The organism is Streptomyces sp. NBC_01426, from assembly GCF_036231985.1.
Lineage (GTDB): Bacteria > Actinomycetota > Actinomycetes > Streptomycetales > Streptomycetaceae > Streptomyces.
Genome location: NZ_CP109500.1, coordinates 6157203 through 6174348 on the forward strand (window position 1 = coordinate 6157203; position 17146 = coordinate 6174348).

The following is a 17146-nucleotide window of genomic DNA, read 5'->3' on the forward strand; positions in this document are numbered from 1 at the left end:
GCAGATGTCCGGCCACTCTAAATGGGCTACGACGAAGCACAAGAAGGCCGTGGTTGACGCCAAGCGCGGCAAGCTCTTCGCGAAGCTGATCAAGAACATCGAGGTCGCGGCCCGCATGGGCGGCGCCGACATCGATGGCAACCCGACCCTCTTCGACGCCATCCAGAAGGCCAAGAAGAGCTCGGTCCCGAACAAGAACATCGACTCCGCGGTCAAGCGCGGCGGCGGCCTCGAGGCCGGCGGCGCCGACTACGAGACGATCATGTACGAGGGCTACGGTCCGAACGGCGTCGCGGTGCTCATCGAGTGCCTCACCGACAACCGCAACCGTGCCGCGTCCGACGTGCGTGTCGCGATGACCCGCAACGGCGGCTCGATGGCCGACCCGGGCTCGGTCTCGTACCTGTTCAACCGCAAGGGTGTCGTCCTCCTGCCCAAGGGCGAGCTCTCCGAGGACGACGTCCTGGAGACGGTGCTGGAGGCCGGGGCCGAAGAGGTCAACGACCTCGGCGACAGCTTCGAGATCATCAGCGAGGCCACCGACATGGTCGCGGTCCGCACCGCGCTCCAGCAGGCCGGCATCGACTACGACTCGGCCGACTCCAACTTCCTGCCGACCATGCAGGTCGAGCTCGACGAAGAGGGCGCCCGCAAGATCTTCAAGCTGATCGACGCGCTGGAGGACAGCGACGACGTGCAGAACGTCTTCGCCAACTTCGACGTTCCGGACGAGGTCATGGAGAAGGTCGACGCCTGAGCCGCAGGCTCTCGCCGCAACAGACGTGAACGGCCCGCCGGATCGATCCGGCGGGCCGTTTCGTTGGCCGACGGCTCCCTCGGCCCTCGGCGGTTCGTCTCACCGGCCGCTCGTCTCACCGGCCGCCGAACACGGCGGGCCCGTCCCGAGCGGTCACCGCCGCTGTCGGTGCCGGCCGGTAGCCTGCACACCTGCGTGAAGGAGGAGGGGACGTGCGAGTGCTCGGTGTGGACCCGGGGCTGACCCGGTGCGGTATCGGGGTGGTCGAGGGCGTCGCGGGTCGCCCGCTGAAGATGCTGGGCGTGGGGGTCGTACGGACGCCCGCCGACGCCGACATCGGCCTGCGCCTCGTCGCCATCGAGCAGGGCATCGAAAGCTGGCTCGACGAACACCGCCCCGAACTCGTCGCGGTGGAAAGGGTGTTCAGCCAGCACAACGTCAGCACCGTCATGGGGACCGCGCAGGCCAGTGCGGTCGCCATGCTCTGCGCCGCCCGCCGCGGACTGCCCGTCGCCCTGCACACCCCCAGCGAGGTCAAGGCCGCCGTCACCGGCAGTGGCCGCGCCGACAAGGCACAGGTGGGCGCCATGGTCACCCGCCTGCTGCGACTCGACGCGCCGCCGAAACCGGCCGACGCCGCCGACGCCCTGGCCCTCGCCATCTGCCACATCTGGCGGGCCCCCGCCCAGAACCGTCTCCAGCAGGCCGTCGCCCTGCACACCGCGACCGCCGCGCGCGGCGCCGCCCCCGTCTCAGCCCGGAAAGGCCGTACCCGATGATCGCCTTCGTCAGTGGCCAGGTCGCCGCCCTCGCCCCCACCCTCGCCGTGATCGAGGTCGGGGGCGTGGGCATGGCCGTGCACTGCACGCCGAACACCGTCTCCGGGCTCCGGCTGGGTGAACCCGCGCGGCTGGCGACCTCCCTGGTCGTACGGGAGGACTCGCTGACCCTGTACGGCTTCGCCGACGACGACGAGCGACAGGTCTTCGAGCTGCTCCAGACCGCCAGCGGGGTCGGGCCGAGGCTGGCCCAGGCCATGCTGGGCGTGCACAGCCCGGACGCGCTCCGGCTGGCCGTCTCCACGGGCGACGAGAAGTCCCTGATGGCGGTGCCCGGCATCGGCAAGAAGGGGGCGCAGAAGCTGCTGTTGGAGCTCAAGGACAAGCTGGGCGCACCGCTGGGCACGAGCGGCCTGGTCGGGGCCCAGCGGGCCGCCGCGACCGGACCCGCGCCGTGGACGGAGCAGCTCGCCGCGGCGCTGATCGGGCTGGGGTACGCCTCCCGGGAGGCGGAGGAGGCGGTCTCGGCCGTCACCCCGCAGGCCGAGGAGGCCATCGCCACCGGCGGCTCGGCCCCCGTGCCGCAACTCCTGCGCGCCGCCCTCCAGTCCCTGAACCGGGCCCGCTGACCCCACGACGCGACGCGGCCACGACGCGACGGGGCGCGAGGCCGCCCCGCACCCGCCGACCCGCACCGCCTGCCCGCACCGGCGCCGCCCGGACACGGCGCCCCCGGACCCGCCGACCGGCGGCGACGGACCGGGACGGCCGTCGCGATCCGACGGGGGCCGCCGCGCCCCGCCGGTCCGGCCGACCGCGCGAGGCCGTACGGCGGGCGCGCACGCGCGGTACCGGCCCGGGCGGCGTCCCGTACCGGGCCGCCGGGCGCCCCGCAGGGCCACGCACCTCACCGCACCGACCGAGAAGGCAGACTGACACCGTGAACTGGGACGACGAGACCGACGCAGCCGAGACCGATCGTCTTGTCGCGGCGGCGGCCGGCGGCGAGGACACCGCCGTCGAGGCGGCCCTGAGGCCCAAGGACCTCGGCGAGTTCGTCGGCCAGGAGAAGGTCCGCCGGCAGCTCGACCTCGTCCTCAAGGCGGCCCGCCAGCGCGGAGCCACCGCCGATCACGTCCTGCTCTCGGGCGCGCCCGGCCTCGGCAAGACCACCCTCTCCATGATCATCGCCGCCGAGATGGGGGCGCCCATCCGGATCACGTCCGGTCCCGCCATCCAGCACGCCGGCGACCTCGCCGCGATCCTGTCCTCCCTCCAGGAGGGCGAGGTCCTCTTCCTCGACGAGATCCACCGCATGTCCCGGCCCGCCGAGGAGATGCTGTACATGGCCATGGAGGACTTCCGCGTCGACGTGATCGTGGGCAAGGGCCCGGGCGCGACCGCCATCCCGCTGGAGCTGCCGCCCTTCACCCTCGTCGGTGCCACCACCCGGGCCGGACTGCTGCCCCCGCCGCTGCGCGACCGCTTCGGCTTCACCGGGCACATGGAGTTCTACGTACCGGAGGAACTCGAACGGGTCATTCACCGCTCGGCCCGCCTCCTCGACGTGGAGATCGACACCGCGGGCGCCGCGGAGATCGCCGGCCGCTCCCGGGGCACGCCGCGCATCGCCAACCGGCTCCTGCGCCGGGTCCGGGACTACGCCCAGGTCAGGGCCGACGGGGTGATCAACCGCGAGGTGGCCGGCACCGCCCTCCAGCTGTACGAGGTGGACGCGCGCGGTCTCGACCGGCTCGACCGGGCCGTGCTGGAGGCCCTGCTCAAGCTGTTCGGCGGCGGACCCGTGGGTCTGTCCACCCTGGCCGTGGCCGTCGGGGAGGAGCGGGAGACCGTCGAGGAGGTGGCCGAGCCCTTCCTGGTGCGCGAGGGGCTGCTGGCACGCACGCCCAGGGGCCGGGTCGCGACCCCGGCCGCCTGGGCCCACCTGGGGCTCGTACCGCCCCAGCAGGGCGGTAGTGGATCAAGCGGACAACAGGGGTTGTTCAGGGCCTGACGGCGCGGAGGTTCGACCGCTCAGGAACTGCGGTGCCATGCTGGGCGTTGTTCCATCGGTGCGGACTCGCCTAGACTCCGCCGATGCCGACCCTTCGGGTCGGCATGCCCACCCCCGTAGAAGAAGGCCGTCTCCCGTACGGTCGTGCGAAGGATCTCCGTCCCGTGAATCTCGTGACACTCCTCCCGTTCATCGTGCTCATCGGGGCGATGTTCCTGATGACCCGCTCCGCCAAGAAGAAGCAGCAGGCGGCCGCGCAGATGCGCAACGAAATGACGCCCGGCACCGGGGTCCGCACCATCGGTGGCATGTACGCCACCGTGAAGGAGATCGGTGAGGACACCGTGACCCTCGAGGTGGCCCCCGGCGTCCACGCCATCTACGCGAAGAACTCCATCGGTGCCGTGCTGGAGGACGCTGAGTACAACCGCATCGTCCACGGCGCCACCGATGATCTGACCATCGACACGCCGGTCGTCCCGGACGACGCCTCCTCGCTGACCGCGGGCGAGACGCCGAAGACGGACCTGTCGAAGGACGAGGACGAGGCTCCCAAGCTCGACCTGGGCAAGAAGGACGAGCCCGGCAACGGGCCCGCCGACGAGCCGAAGGACGGCAAGACCGACGGCGAGGCCGGCGCGAAGTAGCGCTCGGCCGGGAACCGCGGAGGCGCCTGATCGGCAGCCGCCGCGGTTCCCGTGAGTGACACTTCTGCGGGGGGCAGGGGTCCCCACCACACATTTCGTGGCCGTCCGCGTGCTGACCCGGCGCGGGACGGTTGGACAGGGAGATACGACAAGGTGGCAGCACCGAAGAAGGGCCGGCGGCCCACGGGGGCTCAGGGGAGGCCGGGGCGCGCCCTGGCGATCATCCTGATCGCGATGGTGGCGCTCACCGCGGGGATGTTCATCTCCAAGCAGACGACTCCCCGACTGGGCATCGACCTCGCCGGCGGTACGAGCATCACGCTCAAGGCGAAGAGCGAGCCCGGCAAGCCGGACGCGATCAACGAGACCAACATGAACACCGCGGTCGGCATCATCGACCGCCGTGTCAACGGTCTCGGCGTCTCGGAGGCCGAGGTCCAGACGCAGGGCCGCGACCACATCATCGTGAACATCCCCAAGGGAGTGAACGAGCAGCAGGCGCGCGAGCAGGTCGGTACCACCGCCCAGCTGTACTTCCGCCCGGTCCTGGCATTCACCGGCGGTGAGCCGGTCGCGCCCGACGCCACGCCGAACCCGTCCGGCAGCCCGTCCGCGAAGCCCTCCGGCAGTCCGTCCGCGAAGCCCTCCGCGAGCGGTTCCGGCGCCCCCAAGGCCCAAGACGGCAAGCCGTCGGCCACCCCGTCGTCCAGCGCCACTTCCCAGGGCCGCGCGCTCAGCGAGGGCCTCAAGGCCCCGAGCGCCCCCTCTCCCACGCCGTCGGCGAGCGGGTCGAAGAAGGCAGACGACAACAAGGCCACCACCCCGGCCACGACCCCGGCACCGGTCCCGTCGGGCGCCGACGCCGCCGTGGCCGACCTGCAGGCCAAGTTCGCGGCGCTGAACTGCGCCGACCCGGCGCAGCGCGCCGAGGCCGGCAAGGGCGCCAAGCCCGAGGACCCGATGCTCGCCTGTGGCAAGCGCGGTGACACCTGGGGCAAGTGGGTGCTCGGCCCCGCCGGCGTCAACGGTCAGGACGTCGACAAGGCGAAGGGCGAGATCAACCCGCAGACCGGTGAGTGGATCGTCACGATGCAGTTCACCGACAAGGGCGCGGACAAGTTCGCCAAGATCACCGGCGAGCTCGCCACCAAGCAGATGCCGCAGAACCAGTTCGCGATCGTGCTCGACGGCTCGGTGATCTCCGACCCGTCCGTGAGCCAGGCGCTGACCGGCGGCAACGCCGAGATCTCCGGTGGTGGCTTCACCCAGGAGTCCGCCACGGACCTGGGCAACATGCTCTCGTACGGCGCGCTGCCGCTCTCCTTCCAGGAGGACAGCGTCACCACCGTCACCCCCGCGCTCGGCAGTGAGCAGCTGAAGGCCGGTCTGATCGCCGGCGCCATCGGTCTGCTCCTCGTGGTGATCTACCTGCTGGTCTACTACCGGGGCCTGGCGTTCATCGCGATCGTCAGCCTCCTGGTGTCGGCGATCCTCACCTACACGATCATGGCGCTGCTCGGAAAGGGCATCGGGTTCGCGCTGAACCTGCCCGCCGTGTGCGGGGCCATCGTCGCGATCGGCATCACGGCGGACTCGTTCATCGTGTACTTCGAACGCATCCGTGACGAGATCCGCGAGGGCCGCACCCTGCGTCCGGCCGTGGAGCGCGCCTGGCCGCGGGCCCGGCGCACCATCCTGGTCTCCGACTTCGTGTCGTTCCTCGCCGCGGCCGTGCTGTTCATCGTCACCGTCGGCAAGGTCCAGGGCTTCGCCTTCACGCTGGGTCTGACCACCCTGCTCGACGTGGTCGTGGTGTTCCTCTTCACCAAGCCGATCATGACGCTGATGGCCCGTACGACGTTCTTCTCCAGCGGCCACCCGTGGTCCGGGCTGGACCCGAAGCGGCTCGGCGCCAAGCCGCCGCTGCGCCGGTCCCGCAGCACCGGTACCGGTGCGAGTGCCGCCACCGTGTCCGCCCCCGTCGACTCGAAGGAGGCGTGAGAGATGTCGAAGCTGGGAGATCTCGGCGCCAGGCTGTACCGCGGTGAGGTCGGCTACGACTTCGTCGGCAAGCGTTTCCTCTGGTACGGCGTTTCCATCCTGATCACCATCACGGCGATCGTGGCCCTGGCCGTTCAGGGCCTCAACATGGGCATCGAATTCAAGGGCGGTGCCGTCTTCACCACCCCGAAGCCGGCCGCCTCCGTCGCCCAGACGACGGAGATCGCGGAGAAGGCCTCCGGGCACGACGCGATCGTCCAGGAGCTCGGCACCGGCGGCATGCGCATCCAGATCTCCGGTCTGGACACCGACGCCGCGGCCGACGTGAAGAAGGACCTGGCGGCCGAGCTGAAGGTGCCGGCCGGCGACATCAACGCGGACCTGGTCGGCCCGAGCTGGGGCGAGCAGATCGCGAACAAGGCCTGGACCGGCCTCGCCATCTTCATGGTCCTCGTGGTGATCTACCTCGCCATCGCCTTCGAGTGGCGGATGGCGGTCGCCGCGCTGGTCGCGCTGATCCACGACCTCACCATCACCGTCGGCGTGTACGCGCTCGTCGGCTTCGAGGTCACCCCGGGCACCGTGATCGGTCTGCTCACGATCCTCGGTTACTCCCTCTACGACACCGTCGTCGTCTTCGACGGTCTCAAGGAGGGGTCGAAGGACATCACGAAGCAGACCCGCTACACCTTCAGCGAGATCGCCAACCGCAGCATCAACGGCACGCTGGTCCGCTCGATCAACACCACCGTCGTGGCGCTGCTCCCGGTCGGGGCCCTGCTGTTCATCGGCGGCGGCTTCCTGGGCGCGGGCATGCTCAACGACATCTCGCTGTCGCTGTTCGTCGGTCTCGCGGCCGGCGCGTACTCCTCGATCTTCATCGCGACCCCGCTGGTCGTCGACCTGAAGGAGCGCGAGCCCGCCATGAAGGCCCTCAAGAAGCGGGTGCTCGCGAAGCGGGCGGCCGCCGCGGCCAAGGGCGAGTCCGTCGACGGGGGCGAGGCCTCCGAGGACTCCCCGCAGGTCGTGGCCGAGGGCCACGGACGGCGGCGCCGATGACCGCGTGTGCTCCCGAGGTCCGCGAGCTGCTGCTCAGCCGGATCAAGGACGTCCCGGACTACCCGAAGCCGGGCGTGATGTTCAAGGACATCACCCCGCTGCTGGCCGACCCGAAGGCCTTCGCGGCCCTGACGGACGCGCTGGTGGACCTCGCGACCCGGTACGGCGCGACGAAGATCGTCGGGCTGGAGGCGCGCGGGTTCATCCTGGCGGCCCCGGTGGCCGTCCAGGCCGGGATCGGCTTCGTGCCCGTCCGCAAGGCCGGGAAGCTGCCCGGAGCGACGCTCGCGCAGTCGTACGAGCTGGAGTACGGGACCGCGGAGATCGAGGTCCACGCCGAGGACCTGTCGGCCGGTGACCGGGTCATGGTCATCGACGACGTCCTGGCGACCGGCGGCACGGCCGACGCCTCGCTCTCGCTGATCCGGCGCGCCGGCGCCGAGGTCGCCGGCGTGGCGGTCCTGATGGAACTGTCGTTCCTGCCGGGCCGCGCCCGGCTGGAGCCGGGCCTCGACGGCGCTCCGCTGGACGCGCTGATCGTGGTCTGACCCTTCCGTCACACGGAGCGGGCGGTGGACCGGGGCGACCCGGTACACCGCCCGCTCCGGCGTTGTGGGGGCGCGCGGCGCACTCCGCCGGGGACCGGGTGCGTGCGAACGCCGGCGGATCGGGGCGTGCCCGGGCGGCGGCGGGGGAGCCGGGGCCGAGGGGAACGAGCCGGCGCAACCCTCGCTACCATGGGTTATCCGGACCTGACCGGGGCACCGGATCCGCTTGAGGAGCGCTCTTGCCAGACGAGGTCCAGCCAATCTCCGCCGCGCAGCCCGACCCGCAGCCCGAGGAGGCCGCGGCGGCCGCAGCCACGCCCCCGCCGACTCCGCCGGTCAAGCCCGCTCCGGTGAAGCCGGCCGGGTCCTCCAACCGGGTGCGCGCCCGGCTCGCGCGCCTCGGCGTACAGCGTTCCAACCCGTACAACCCGGTACTGGAACCCCTGCTCCGCATAGTCCGCGGCAACGACCCGAAGATCGAGTCGGCGACGCTGCGCCAGATCGAGCAGGCGTACCAGGTCGCGGAGCGCTGGCACCGAGGCCAGAAGCGCAAGAGCGGCGACCCGTACATCACGCACCCGCTCGCGGTGACCACGATCCTCGCCGAACTCGGCATGGACCCCGCGACGCTCATGGCGGGCCTGCTGCACGACACCGTCGAGGACACCGAGTACGGGCTGGACCAGCTCAGACGCGACTTCGGCGACGCCGTCGCGCTGCTCGTCGACGGGGTCACCAAGCTCGACCGGGTCAAGTTCGGTGAGGCCGCGCAGGCCGAGACCGTGCGCAAGATGGTCGTCGCCATGGCCAAGGACCCCCGGGTCCTGGTCATCAAGCTCGCCGACCGCCTGCACAACATGCGCACCATGCGTTACCTCAAGCGGGAGAAGCAGGAGAAGAAGGCCCGCGAGACGCTGGAGATCTACGCGCCCCTGGCCCACCGGCTGGGCATGAACACGATCAAGTGGGAGCTGGAGGACCTCGCCTTCGCGATCCTCTACCCCAAGATGTACGACGAGATCGTGCGTCTGGTCGCGGAGCGGGCGCCCAAGCGCGACGAGTACCTCACCGTCGTCACGGACGAGGTGCAGACCGACCTCAGGGCGGCCCGCATCAAGGCCACCGTCACCGGCCGGCCCAAGCACTACTACAGCGTCTACCAGAAGATGATCGTGCGCGGCCGCGACTTCGCGGAGATCTACGACCTGGTCGGCATCCGGGTCCTGGTGGACACCGTCCGGGACTGCTACGCGGCCCTCGGCACCGTGCACGCGCGATGGAACCCGGTCCCCGGCCGGTTCAAGGACTACATCGCGATGCCCAAGTTCAACATGTACCAGTCGCTGCACACGACGGTCATCGGGCCCAGCGGCAAGCCGGTCGAACTCCAGATCCGCACGTTCGACATGCACCGCCGCGCCGAGTACGGCATCGCCGCCCACTGGAAGTACAAGCAGCAGACCGTCGCCGGCACCTCCAAGGTGCGCACCGACGTGCCGCAGGCGGCCAAGGGCAGCGCCGGCCAGGACACCGTGAACGACATGGCGTGGCTGCGGCAGCTGCTGGACTGGCAGAAGGAGACCGAGGACCCGGGCGAGTTCCTGGACTCGCTGCGCTTCGACCTCTCCCGCAACGAGGTCTTCGTCTTCACGCCCAAGGGCGACGTCATAGCGCTGCCGGCGGGCGCCACCTCGGTGGACTTCGCGTACGCCGTGCACACCGAGGTGGGTCACCGCACGATAGGAGCGCGGGTCAACGGGCGGCTGGTGCCGCTCGAATCGACCCTCGACAACGGCGACCTGGTCGAGGTGTTCACCTCCAAGGCCGAGGGCGCCGGACCGTCCCGGGACTGGCTGGGCTTCGTCAAGTCGCCGCGGGCCCGCAACAAGATCCGTGCCTGGTTCTCCAAGGAGCGCCGCGACGAGGCCATCGAGCACGGCAAGGACGCCATCGCGCGGGCCATGCGCAAGCAGAACCTGCCGATCCAGCGCATCCTGACGGGAGACTCGCTCGTCACCCTGGCGCACGAGATGCGCTATCCCGACATCTCGTCCCTGTACGCGGCGATCGGCGAGGGCCACGTGGCCGCGCAGGGCGTCGTCCAGAAGCTGGTGCAGGCCCTCGGCGGCGAGGAGGCCGCCAACGAGGACATCGAGGAGAGCATCCCGCCGGCGCGCGGCAAGTCCAAGCGCCGCGCCAACGCCGATCCGGGCGTGGTCGTCAAGGGCGTGGACGACGTCTGGGTCAAGCTGGCCCGCTGCTGCACCCCGGTGCCGGGCGACCCGATCATCGGGTTCGTCACGCGGGGCAGCGGCGTGTCCGTGCACCGCGCGGACTGCGTCAACGTGGACTCCCTCTCCCAGCAGCCCGAGCGGATGCTGGAAGTCGAGTGGGCGCCGACCCAGTCGTCCGTCTTCCTCGTCGCCATCCAGGTCGAGGCGCTGGACCGGTCCCGACTGCTGTCCGACGTCACCCGGGTCCTGTCGGACCAGCACGTGAACATCCTGTCGGCGGCCGTGCAGACCTCGCGGGACCGGGTGGCCACCTCCCGGTTCACCTTCGAGATGGGCGACCCGAAGCACCTGGGGCACGTCCTGAAGGCCGTACGCGGCGTCGAGGGCGTCTACGACGTCTACCGCGTCACCTCCGCCCGCAGGCCTTAGCCCGCGGGCCCCGGGGCCGAACACCGAACGGGCACCACCGGAGGATTCCGGTGGTGCCCGTTCGCAGGGGTCGAGCCGGCGTCAGCCGCCGAACTCCTCCAGGCCCTTGAGCGCCTGGTCCAGCAGTGCCTGTCGGCCCTCCAGCTCCCGGGAGAGCTTGTCGGCCCGCGCGTTGTTGCCCGAGGCCCGCGCCGCGTCGATCTGCCCGCGCAGCTTGTCGACCGCCGCCTGCAACTGACCCGTCAGACCGGCCGCACGCGCCCGGGCCTCCGGGTTCGTACGCCGCCACTCGCCTTCCTCGGCCTCCTGGATGGCCCGCTCCACGGCGTGCATCCGACCCTCGACCTTGGGACGGGCGTCGCGCGGTACGTGGCCGATGGCCTCCCAGCGCTCGTTCAGGGAGCGGAAGCCGGCACGGGCCGCCTTCAGGTCCGTGATCGGGACGAGCTTCTCGGCCTCGTCGGCCAGCTCCTCCTTGAGCTTGAGGTTCTCCGTCTGCTCGGCGTCGCGCTCGGCGAAGACCTCGCTGCGAGCGGCGAAGAAGACGTCCTGCGCACCGCGGAAACGGTTCCACAGGTCGTCCTCGGACTCGCGCTGCGCCCGACCCGCCGCCTTCCAGCTCTCCATCAGCTCGCGGTAACGGGCCGCCGTCGGACCCCAGTCCGTCGACTTCGACAGCGACTCGGCCTCCGAGACCAGCTTCTCCTTGGCCTTGCGGGCGTCCTCGCGCTGCGCGTCGAGCGAGGCGAAGTGCGCCTTGCGACGCTTGGAGAAGGCGGAACGGGCGTGCGAGAAGCGGTGCCACAGCTCGTCGTCCGACTTGCGGTCGAGGCGGGGCAGGCCCTTCCAGATGTCCACCAGGGCGCGCAGCCGCTCACCGGCACTGCGCCACTGCTCGCTCTGCGCCAGTTCCTCGGCCTCGACGACCAGGGCGTCCTTGGCCGCACGGGCCTCGTCCGCCTGCCGGGCCTTCTGGACCTTGCGCTCCTCGCGCCGCGACTCCACGGTCGCGACCAGCTTGTCCAGCCGGACGCGCAGGGCGTCGAGGTCACCCACGACGTGGTGCTCGTCCAACTGCGTCCGCAGATGGTCGATGGCCGTCTGGGCGTCCTTGGCGGACAGATCGGTGGTCCGCACCCGCCGTTCGAGGAGGCCGATCTCGACCACCAGGCCCTCGTACTTGCGCTCGAAGTAGGCCAGGGCCTCCTCAGGGGTGCCCGCCTGCCACGAGCCGACGACCTGCTCGCCCTCGGCAGTACGCACGTACACGGTGCCGGTCTCGTCGACTCGGCCCCACGGGTCGCTGCTCACAGCGCCTCCTCCACCTGATGCCTTGCGAGGGGTTCACCCCCTGGGCATCGTCCACAGTTTCCTGGGGCGGGCCGCGCCCGCCCTGCACAACGCCAACATAGGCGACCGCCGGGCCGGCTGTCCGCATCCCGCACGACGCAATATCGACGCACGGGCGGGAGGCCGGCCGGGTTCGGGCCGCCGGTCACTCGGTCCCCGGTCAGTTCTTGGTGACGACGCCCTTCTCGATGGTCACACCGTTCTTCGGGGCCCCGTCCTGGGCCCCGTCGGCGGTCCCCGCCTTGGCGATCTCCGTCAGGACCTTCAGTCCGGCCGCGTCGATCCTGCCGAACGGCGTGTACGAGGGAGCCAGCGGGCTGTCCTTGTACACCAGGAAGAACTGGCTGCCGCCGCTGCCCGGCTGACCCGTGTTCGCCATCGCCACCGTGCCGGCCGGGTAGACGACCTGACCCTGGTCGTTCGGCTTGCCGAGGGAGTCGAGGTTCTCGTCGGGGATCGTGTAGCCGGGGCCACCGGTGCCGGTGCCCTCGGGGTCGCCGCACTGGAGCACGAAGATCCCGCCGGTCACCAGACGGTGGCACTTGGTCTTGTCGAAGAAGCCCTTGTCGGCGAGCGACTTGAACGAGTTGACGGTCTGCGGGGTCTTCGCCGCGTCCATCTCGAACGTGATCGGGCCCGCGTTCGTCTTCAGGTCGAAGGTGTACTTCGCCTTCTGGTCGATCGCCATCGCCGGCGGCGACTGCTTGGGCGAGGGCGAGGACGACGGGGTGTCCGTCGGGTCGGTCGCCTTCGTCTCCTTCGAATCGAAGACGCCTCCCACCACCAGGCCGATCAGCGTGGCGGCGACCACGGCCACCGCCGCACCGATCACCGCCATGGTGCGGCGCGCCTTGCGCCGGGCCGCGGCCCGGTTCGCCTGCTGGCGCTCGTACTTCTCCCTGGCGAGCTGTCGCCGACGCTGATCGCTCGTGACCACCGGTCGTCTCCTTGTACGTCTCTGGTACCGCTGTCCGGGCTGGGCTAGGCCGTACCGTATATGGGTTCGCTGTGTAATGAGCGGCGCCGGTAGGCTCTGAGCAGCGGTATTTCCATCCGCGGCCGCTTGTGTGGCTCCCATCGGACGACGATTGAGGACGAACGTGCTGATTGCCGGGTTCCCCGCCGGGGCCTGGGGGACCAATTGCTTTGTGGTCGCCCCCGCCGCCGGTGAGGAGTGCGTGATCATCGACCCGGGCCACCAGGCCACCCAGGGCGTCGAGGACACGCTGAGGAAGCATCGACTCAAGCCCGTCGCGGTCGTCCTCACCCACGGCCACATCGATCATGTGGCCTCGGTGGTCCCGGTGTGCGGAGCGCACGACGTGCCGGCCTGGATCCACCCCGCCGACCGCTACATGATGAGCGACCCGGAGAAGGCCCTCGGCCGGTCCATCGGGATGCCCCTCATGGGCGAGTTGACCATCGGCGAGCCGGACGACGTCCGGGAACTGGCCGACGGCGCCGCCCTGAGATTGGCCGGGATGGACTTCTCGGTGGCCCACGCGCCCGGGCATACCGAGGGGTCGGTGACGTTCAGGATGCCCGAGGCGGCCGACATCCCGCCGGTCTTCTTCTCGGGCGACCTGCTCTTCGCCGGCTCCGTCGGACGCACCGACCTGCCCGGCGGTTCCCACGCCGAGATGCTCCGGTCGCTGGCCCGCGTGTGCCTGCCGCTGGACGACTCGACGGTGGTGCTGTCCGGCCACGGTCCCCAGACCACCATCGGGCGCGAACGCGCGACCAACCCGTACCTGCGGGAAGTCGCCGCCGGCGGCCCGGACCGCGGAGACGGCAACGCCACTCCACGACGAGGAATGTGACGAGAGTTTCGTGAGTACTTTTCAGGCCCCCAAGGGCACGTACGACCTGCTGCCCCCCCGCTCCGCGACCTTCCTGGCGGTGCGCGAGGCGATCTCGGGCCCGCTGAGGAACTCGGGCTACGGGTACGTCGAGACCCCCGGCTTCGAGAACGTCGAGCTCTTCTCGCGCGGCGTCGGCGAGTCCACCGACATCGTCAGCAAGGAGATGTACACCCTCACGACCAAGGGCGGCGACCAGCTCGCCCTGCGCCCCGAGGGAACCGCGTCGGTGCTCCGCGCGGCGCTCCAGGGCAACCTGCACAAGGCCGGCCTGCTGCCCGTCAAGCTCTGGTACTCCGGTTCGTACTACCGCTACGAGCGCCAGCAGGCGGGCCGCTACCGCCACTTCTCGCAGGTCGGCGCCGAGGCCATCGGCTCCGAGGACCCGGCCCTGGACGCCGAGCTGATCATCCTGGCCGACCAGGCGTACCGCACGCTGGGCCTGCGCAACTTCCGCGTCCTGCTCAACTCGCTGGGCGACAAGGAGTGCCGCCCGGTCTACCGGGAGGCCCTCCAGACCTTCCTGCGCGGGCTCGACCTGGACGCGGAGACCGTGCGCCGCGCCGAGATCAACCCGCTGCGGGTGCTCGACGACAAGCGCGAGGAGGTGCAGAAGCAGCTCGTCGGGGCGCCGATGCTGCGCGACTACCTCTGCGACGCGTGCAAGGCGTACCACGAGGAGGTGCGGGCCCTGGTGACGGCGGCCGGCGTCGCCTTCGAGGACGACGAGAAGCTGGTGCGCGGCCTCGACTACTACACCCGGACCACCTTCGAGTTCGTGCACGACGGCCTGGGCTCGCAGTCGGCGGTCGGCGGCGGCGGCCGCTACGACGGCCTGTCCGAGATGATCGGCGGCCCGTCGCTGCCGTCGGTGGGCTGGGCGCTGGGCGTCGACCGGACGGTCCTCGCGCTGGAGGCCGAGGGCGTGACGCTGGACATCCCCGCCGCGACCTCCGTCTTCGGCGTGGCCCTCGGCGAGGAGGCCCGCCGGGTGCTCTTCGGCAAGGTCACGGAGCTGCGGCGGGCCGGCATCGCCGCCGACTTCGCGTTCGGCGGCAAGGGCCTCAAGGGCGCGATGAAGGACGCCAACCGCTCGGGGGCGCGCTTCGCGGCCGTCCTCGGCGAGCGCGACCTCGCCGAAGGCGTCGTCCAGCTCAAGGACATGCAGTCCGGCGAGCAGGGCCCGGTGGCCCTGACGGACCTGGTGGACGTGCTCCGCTCCAGGCTGGCCTGACCGAGACCGCCCGGGAGGGGCGGGGCCGGGGACCGCTCCCCGACCCCGCCCCTCCCGTGCGTTCCGGCGGCGCGAGCACCACCCGCCGCCCCTCGGGCCGGCCTCCTTATGCCCATCGAACGGTGCGCGCACAGCCCCGTACGGCACAATGGCCGGTGCTTGATGACCTTGCAGATGCGGAGCGGGCGGGTATGACGACAACAGGTGCTGACGCGGACGCCGCCCGGACCCACGGCGGCAGCCGGGCCTTGGCGCTCCTTCTGGTGATCACGGGAGCGGCCGGACTGCTCGCCGCCTGGGTGATCACCATCGACAAGTTCAAGCTGCTGGAGGACCCGAACTTCACGCCGGGGTGCAGCCTCAACCCGATCGTCTCCTGCGGCAACATCATGAAGAGCGACCAGGCCTCCGTCTTCGGGTTCCCCAACCCGATGCTGGGCCTGGTCACCTACGCGATCGTGATCTGCGTCGGCATGAGCCTGCTCGCCGGGGCCCGCTTCCGGCCCTGGTACTGGCTCACCCTGAACGCCGGCACCCTCTTCGGCGTCGTCTTCTGCACCTGGCTGATGTACCAGTCGCTGTACAACATCAACTCGCTGTGCCTGTGGTGCTGCCTGGCTTGGGTCGCCACCATCGTCATGTTCTGGTACGTCACCTCGCACAACGTCCGCCAGGGGCTGCTGCCCGCCCCGGGGTGGCTGAAGGCCTTCTTCGACGAGTTCACCTGGGTCGTCCCCGTGCTGCACGTCGGCATCATCGGCATGCTGATCCTGACCCGCTGGTGGGACTTCTGGACCTCCTGAGCCCGGCGCAGCCCGACGGCGGTGTCGGTGGGCTCGCATAGGCTTCCCGTGTGGAACCAGATCTCTTCACCGCCGCAGCCGAGGACCGCCAGGAGAAGGACCCGTCGAGTTCTCCGCTCGCCGTCCGGATGCGTCCGCGCATCCTGGACGAGGTCGTCGGCCAGCAGCACCTGCTGAAGCCCGGCTCGCCACTGCGCCGACTCGTCGGCGAGGGCGCCGGGGGACCGGCCGGAGCCTCGTCGGTGATCCTCTGGGGACCGCCCGGCATCGGGAAGACCACCCTCGCGTACGTGGTCAGCCAGGCGACGCAGAAGCGGTTCGTGGAACTGTCCGCGATCACGGCGGGCGTGAAGGAGGTCCGGGCCGTCATCGAGGGCGCCCGACGCGCGGCCGGCGGGTACGGCAAGGAGACCGTCCTCTTCCTCGACGAGATCCACCGCTTCAGCAAGGCCCAGCAGGACTCCCTGCTCCCGGCCGTGGAGAACCGCTGGGTGACCCTCATCGCGGCCACCACGGAGAACCCGTACTTCTCGATCATCTCCCCGCTGCTGTCGCGCTCCCTGCTGCTGACGCTGGAACCGCTGACGGACGACGACCTGAGCGCCCTGATGAAGCGGGCGTTGGAGGAGGAGCGGGGCCTGGGCGGGGCCGTCACCCTGCCGGCCGACGCGGAGGCCCACCTGCTGCGCATCGCCGGCGGCGACGCCCGGCGGGCCCTGACGGCGCTGGAGGCGGGGGCCGGATCGGCCATCGCCAAGGGCGAGGAGGAGATCACCCTCGAAACCGTCGAGGAGGCGGTCGACCGGGCGGCCGTGCGCTACGACCGGGACGGCGACCAGCACTACGACGTGGCGAGCGCCCTCATCAAGTCCATCCGCGGCTCCGACGTGGACGCGGCGCTGCACTACCTGGCGCGGATGATCGACGCGGGGGAGGACCCCCGGTTCATCGCGCGACGCCTGATGATCTCCGCGAGCGAGGACATCGGTCTGGCGGACCCCACGGCCCTGCCGCTGGCCGTGGCCGCCGCCCAGGCCGTGGCCATGATCGGCTTCCCGGAGGCGGCGCTGACGCTGTCGCACGCCACGATCGCGCTGGCCCTGGCACCCAAGTCGAACACCGCCACGACCGCGATCGGCGCCGCGCTGGCCGACGTACGGGCCGGGCTGGCGGGCTCCGTCCCGACGCACCTGCGCGACGGCCACTACAAGGGGGCGGCGAAGCTGGGTCACGCCGTCGGGTACGTCTACCCGCACGACGTCCCCGGCGCCATCGCCGCGCAGCAGTACGCGCCGGACGAGATCCACGGCAAGCGGTACTACGAGCCGACGCGGTACGGCGCCGAGGCGCGGTACGCGGACGTGGTGGAGAAGGTCCGCGAGCGCCTGCGCGGGTCGTAGCGGCCCGGGCGGCGTGGGTCGGGCGAGATCCG

General features: G+C 70.8%; 15 protein-coding genes. 13 read left to right on the top strand and 2 right to left on the bottom strand.

All coding sequences use genetic code 11. The features are described from left to right. Nucleotides 1–4: 4 nt before the first annotated feature. The 9 genes from OG906_RS27460 (at nt 5) to OG906_RS27500 (ending at nt 10468) form a co-directional block, all read left to right on the top strand. Nucleotides 5–757, top strand: a complete 753-nt coding sequence (locus OG906_RS27460) for a YebC/PmpR family DNA-binding transcriptional regulator (protein WP_267797473.1) — start codon at nt 5–7, stop codon at nt 755–757. A gap of 212 nt (nt 758–969) precedes the next feature. After that, the gene (gene ruvC, locus OG906_RS27465; RefSeq protein ID WP_329446586.1) at nt 970–1536 is read left to right on the top strand and encodes a crossover junction endodeoxyribonuclease RuvC; all 567 of its coding nucleotides are present in this window, start codon (nt 970–972) and stop codon (nt 1534–1536) included. Then, entirely contained in the window at nt 1533–2165 is a 633-nt protein-coding gene (ruvA, locus tag OG906_RS27470) for a Holliday junction branch migration protein RuvA (RefSeq protein ID WP_267797471.1), read from the top strand. The genes ruvC and ruvA overlap by 4 nt, the downstream gene beginning before the upstream one ends. Nucleotides 2166–2476: 311 nt before the next feature. Then, nucleotides 2477–3550, top strand: coding sequence for a Holliday junction branch migration DNA helicase RuvB (gene ruvB, locus OG906_RS27475; RefSeq protein WP_053676649.1), 1074 nt, complete (start codon nt 2477–2479; stop codon nt 3548–3550). A 164-nt stretch (nt 3551–3714) separates the two neighbouring features. Continuing rightward, complete coding sequence (gene yajC, locus OG906_RS27480) at nt 3715–4197, top strand: preprotein translocase subunit YajC (protein ID WP_267797469.1); 483 nt, start codon at nt 3715–3717, stop codon at nt 4195–4197. Nucleotides 4198–4350: 153 nt separating this feature from the next. Then, nucleotides 4351–6198 (top strand): protein translocase subunit SecD, encoded by a 1848-nt coding sequence (secD, locus tag OG906_RS27485; RefSeq protein WP_267797468.1) that lies wholly within the window; start codon nt 4351–4353, stop codon nt 6196–6198. 3 nt (nt 6199–6201) lie between these two features. Then, complete coding sequence (gene secF / locus OG906_RS27490; protein WP_329446588.1) at nt 6202–7257, top strand: protein translocase subunit SecF; 1056 nt, start codon at nt 6202–6204, stop codon at nt 7255–7257. Next, nucleotides 7254–7805, top strand: coding sequence for an adenine phosphoribosyltransferase (locus OG906_RS27495; protein WP_267797466.1), 552 nt, complete (start codon nt 7254–7256; stop codon nt 7803–7805). Before secF ends, OG906_RS27495 begins: the two co-directional genes overlap by 4 nt. Nucleotides 7806–8044: 239 nt before the next feature. Then, complete coding sequence (locus OG906_RS27500; RefSeq protein ID WP_267797465.1) at nt 8045–10468, top strand: RelA/SpoT family protein; 2424 nt, start codon at nt 8045–8047, stop codon at nt 10466–10468. 81 nt (nt 10469–10549) lie between these two features. Here OG906_RS27500 and OG906_RS27505 read toward each other — a convergent pair whose 3' ends face one another. Together OG906_RS27505 and OG906_RS27510 are read right to left on the bottom strand one after the other, a co-directional pair. Then, a complete protein-coding gene (locus OG906_RS27505; protein WP_267797464.1) occupies nt 10550–11779 on the bottom strand; it encodes a DUF349 domain-containing protein in 1230 nt (409 codons plus the stop codon). A 199-nt stretch (nt 11780–11978) separates the two neighbouring features. Continuing rightward, a complete protein-coding gene (locus tag OG906_RS27510; protein WP_329446592.1) occupies nt 11979–12755 on the bottom strand; it encodes a peptidylprolyl isomerase in 777 nt (258 codons plus the stop codon). A 163-nt stretch (nt 12756–12918) separates the two neighbouring features. Between OG906_RS27510 and OG906_RS27515 the strand changes: the two genes are divergently transcribed. From OG906_RS27515 to OG906_RS27530, 4 genes are all read left to right on the top strand, one after another. Further along, the gene (locus OG906_RS27515; RefSeq protein WP_329446594.1) at nt 12919–13638 is read left to right on the top strand and encodes an MBL fold metallo-hydrolase; all 720 of its coding nucleotides are present in this window, start codon (nt 12919–12921) and stop codon (nt 13636–13638) included. Between the two features lie 10 nt (nt 13639–13648). Then, the gene (gene hisS, locus OG906_RS27520; RefSeq protein WP_329446596.1) at nt 13649–14911 is read left to right on the top strand and encodes a histidine--tRNA ligase; all 1263 of its coding nucleotides are present in this window, start codon (nt 13649–13651) and stop codon (nt 14909–14911) included. Nucleotides 14912–15102: 191 nt separating this feature from the next. Continuing rightward, on the top strand, nt 15103–15714 hold the full coding sequence (locus tag OG906_RS27525; RefSeq protein ID WP_053676640.1) for a vitamin K epoxide reductase family protein: 612 nt from the start codon (nt 15103–15105) through the stop codon (nt 15712–15714). A 50-nt stretch (nt 15715–15764) separates the two neighbouring features. Further along, nucleotides 15765–17114, top strand: a complete 1350-nt coding sequence (locus OG906_RS27530) for a replication-associated recombination protein A (protein ID WP_329446599.1) — start codon at nt 15765–15767, stop codon at nt 17112–17114. The last annotated feature ends 32 nt before the right edge of the window (nt 17115–17146 follow it).

Bases quoted from the DNA above. Each gene is read 5' to 3' on its own strand.
- OG906_RS27460 (WP_267797473.1), top strand. From the start codon at position 5: ATGTCCGGCCACTCTAAATGGGCTACGACGAAGCACAAGAAGGCCGTG.
- ruvA (WP_267797471.1), top strand. From the start codon at position 1,533: ATGATCGCCTTCGTCAGTGGCCAGGTCGCCGCCCTCGCCCCCACCCTC.
- secF (WP_329446588.1), top strand. From the start codon at position 6,202: ATGTCGAAGCTGGGAGATCTCGGCGCCAGGCTGTACCGCGGTGAGGTC.
- OG906_RS27495 (WP_267797466.1), top strand. From the start codon at position 7,254: ATGACCGCGTGTGCTCCCGAGGTCCGCGAGCTGCTGCTCAGCCGGATC.
- OG906_RS27525 (WP_053676640.1), top strand. From the start codon at position 15,103: ATGACGACAACAGGTGCTGACGCGGACGCCGCCCGGACCCACGGCGGC.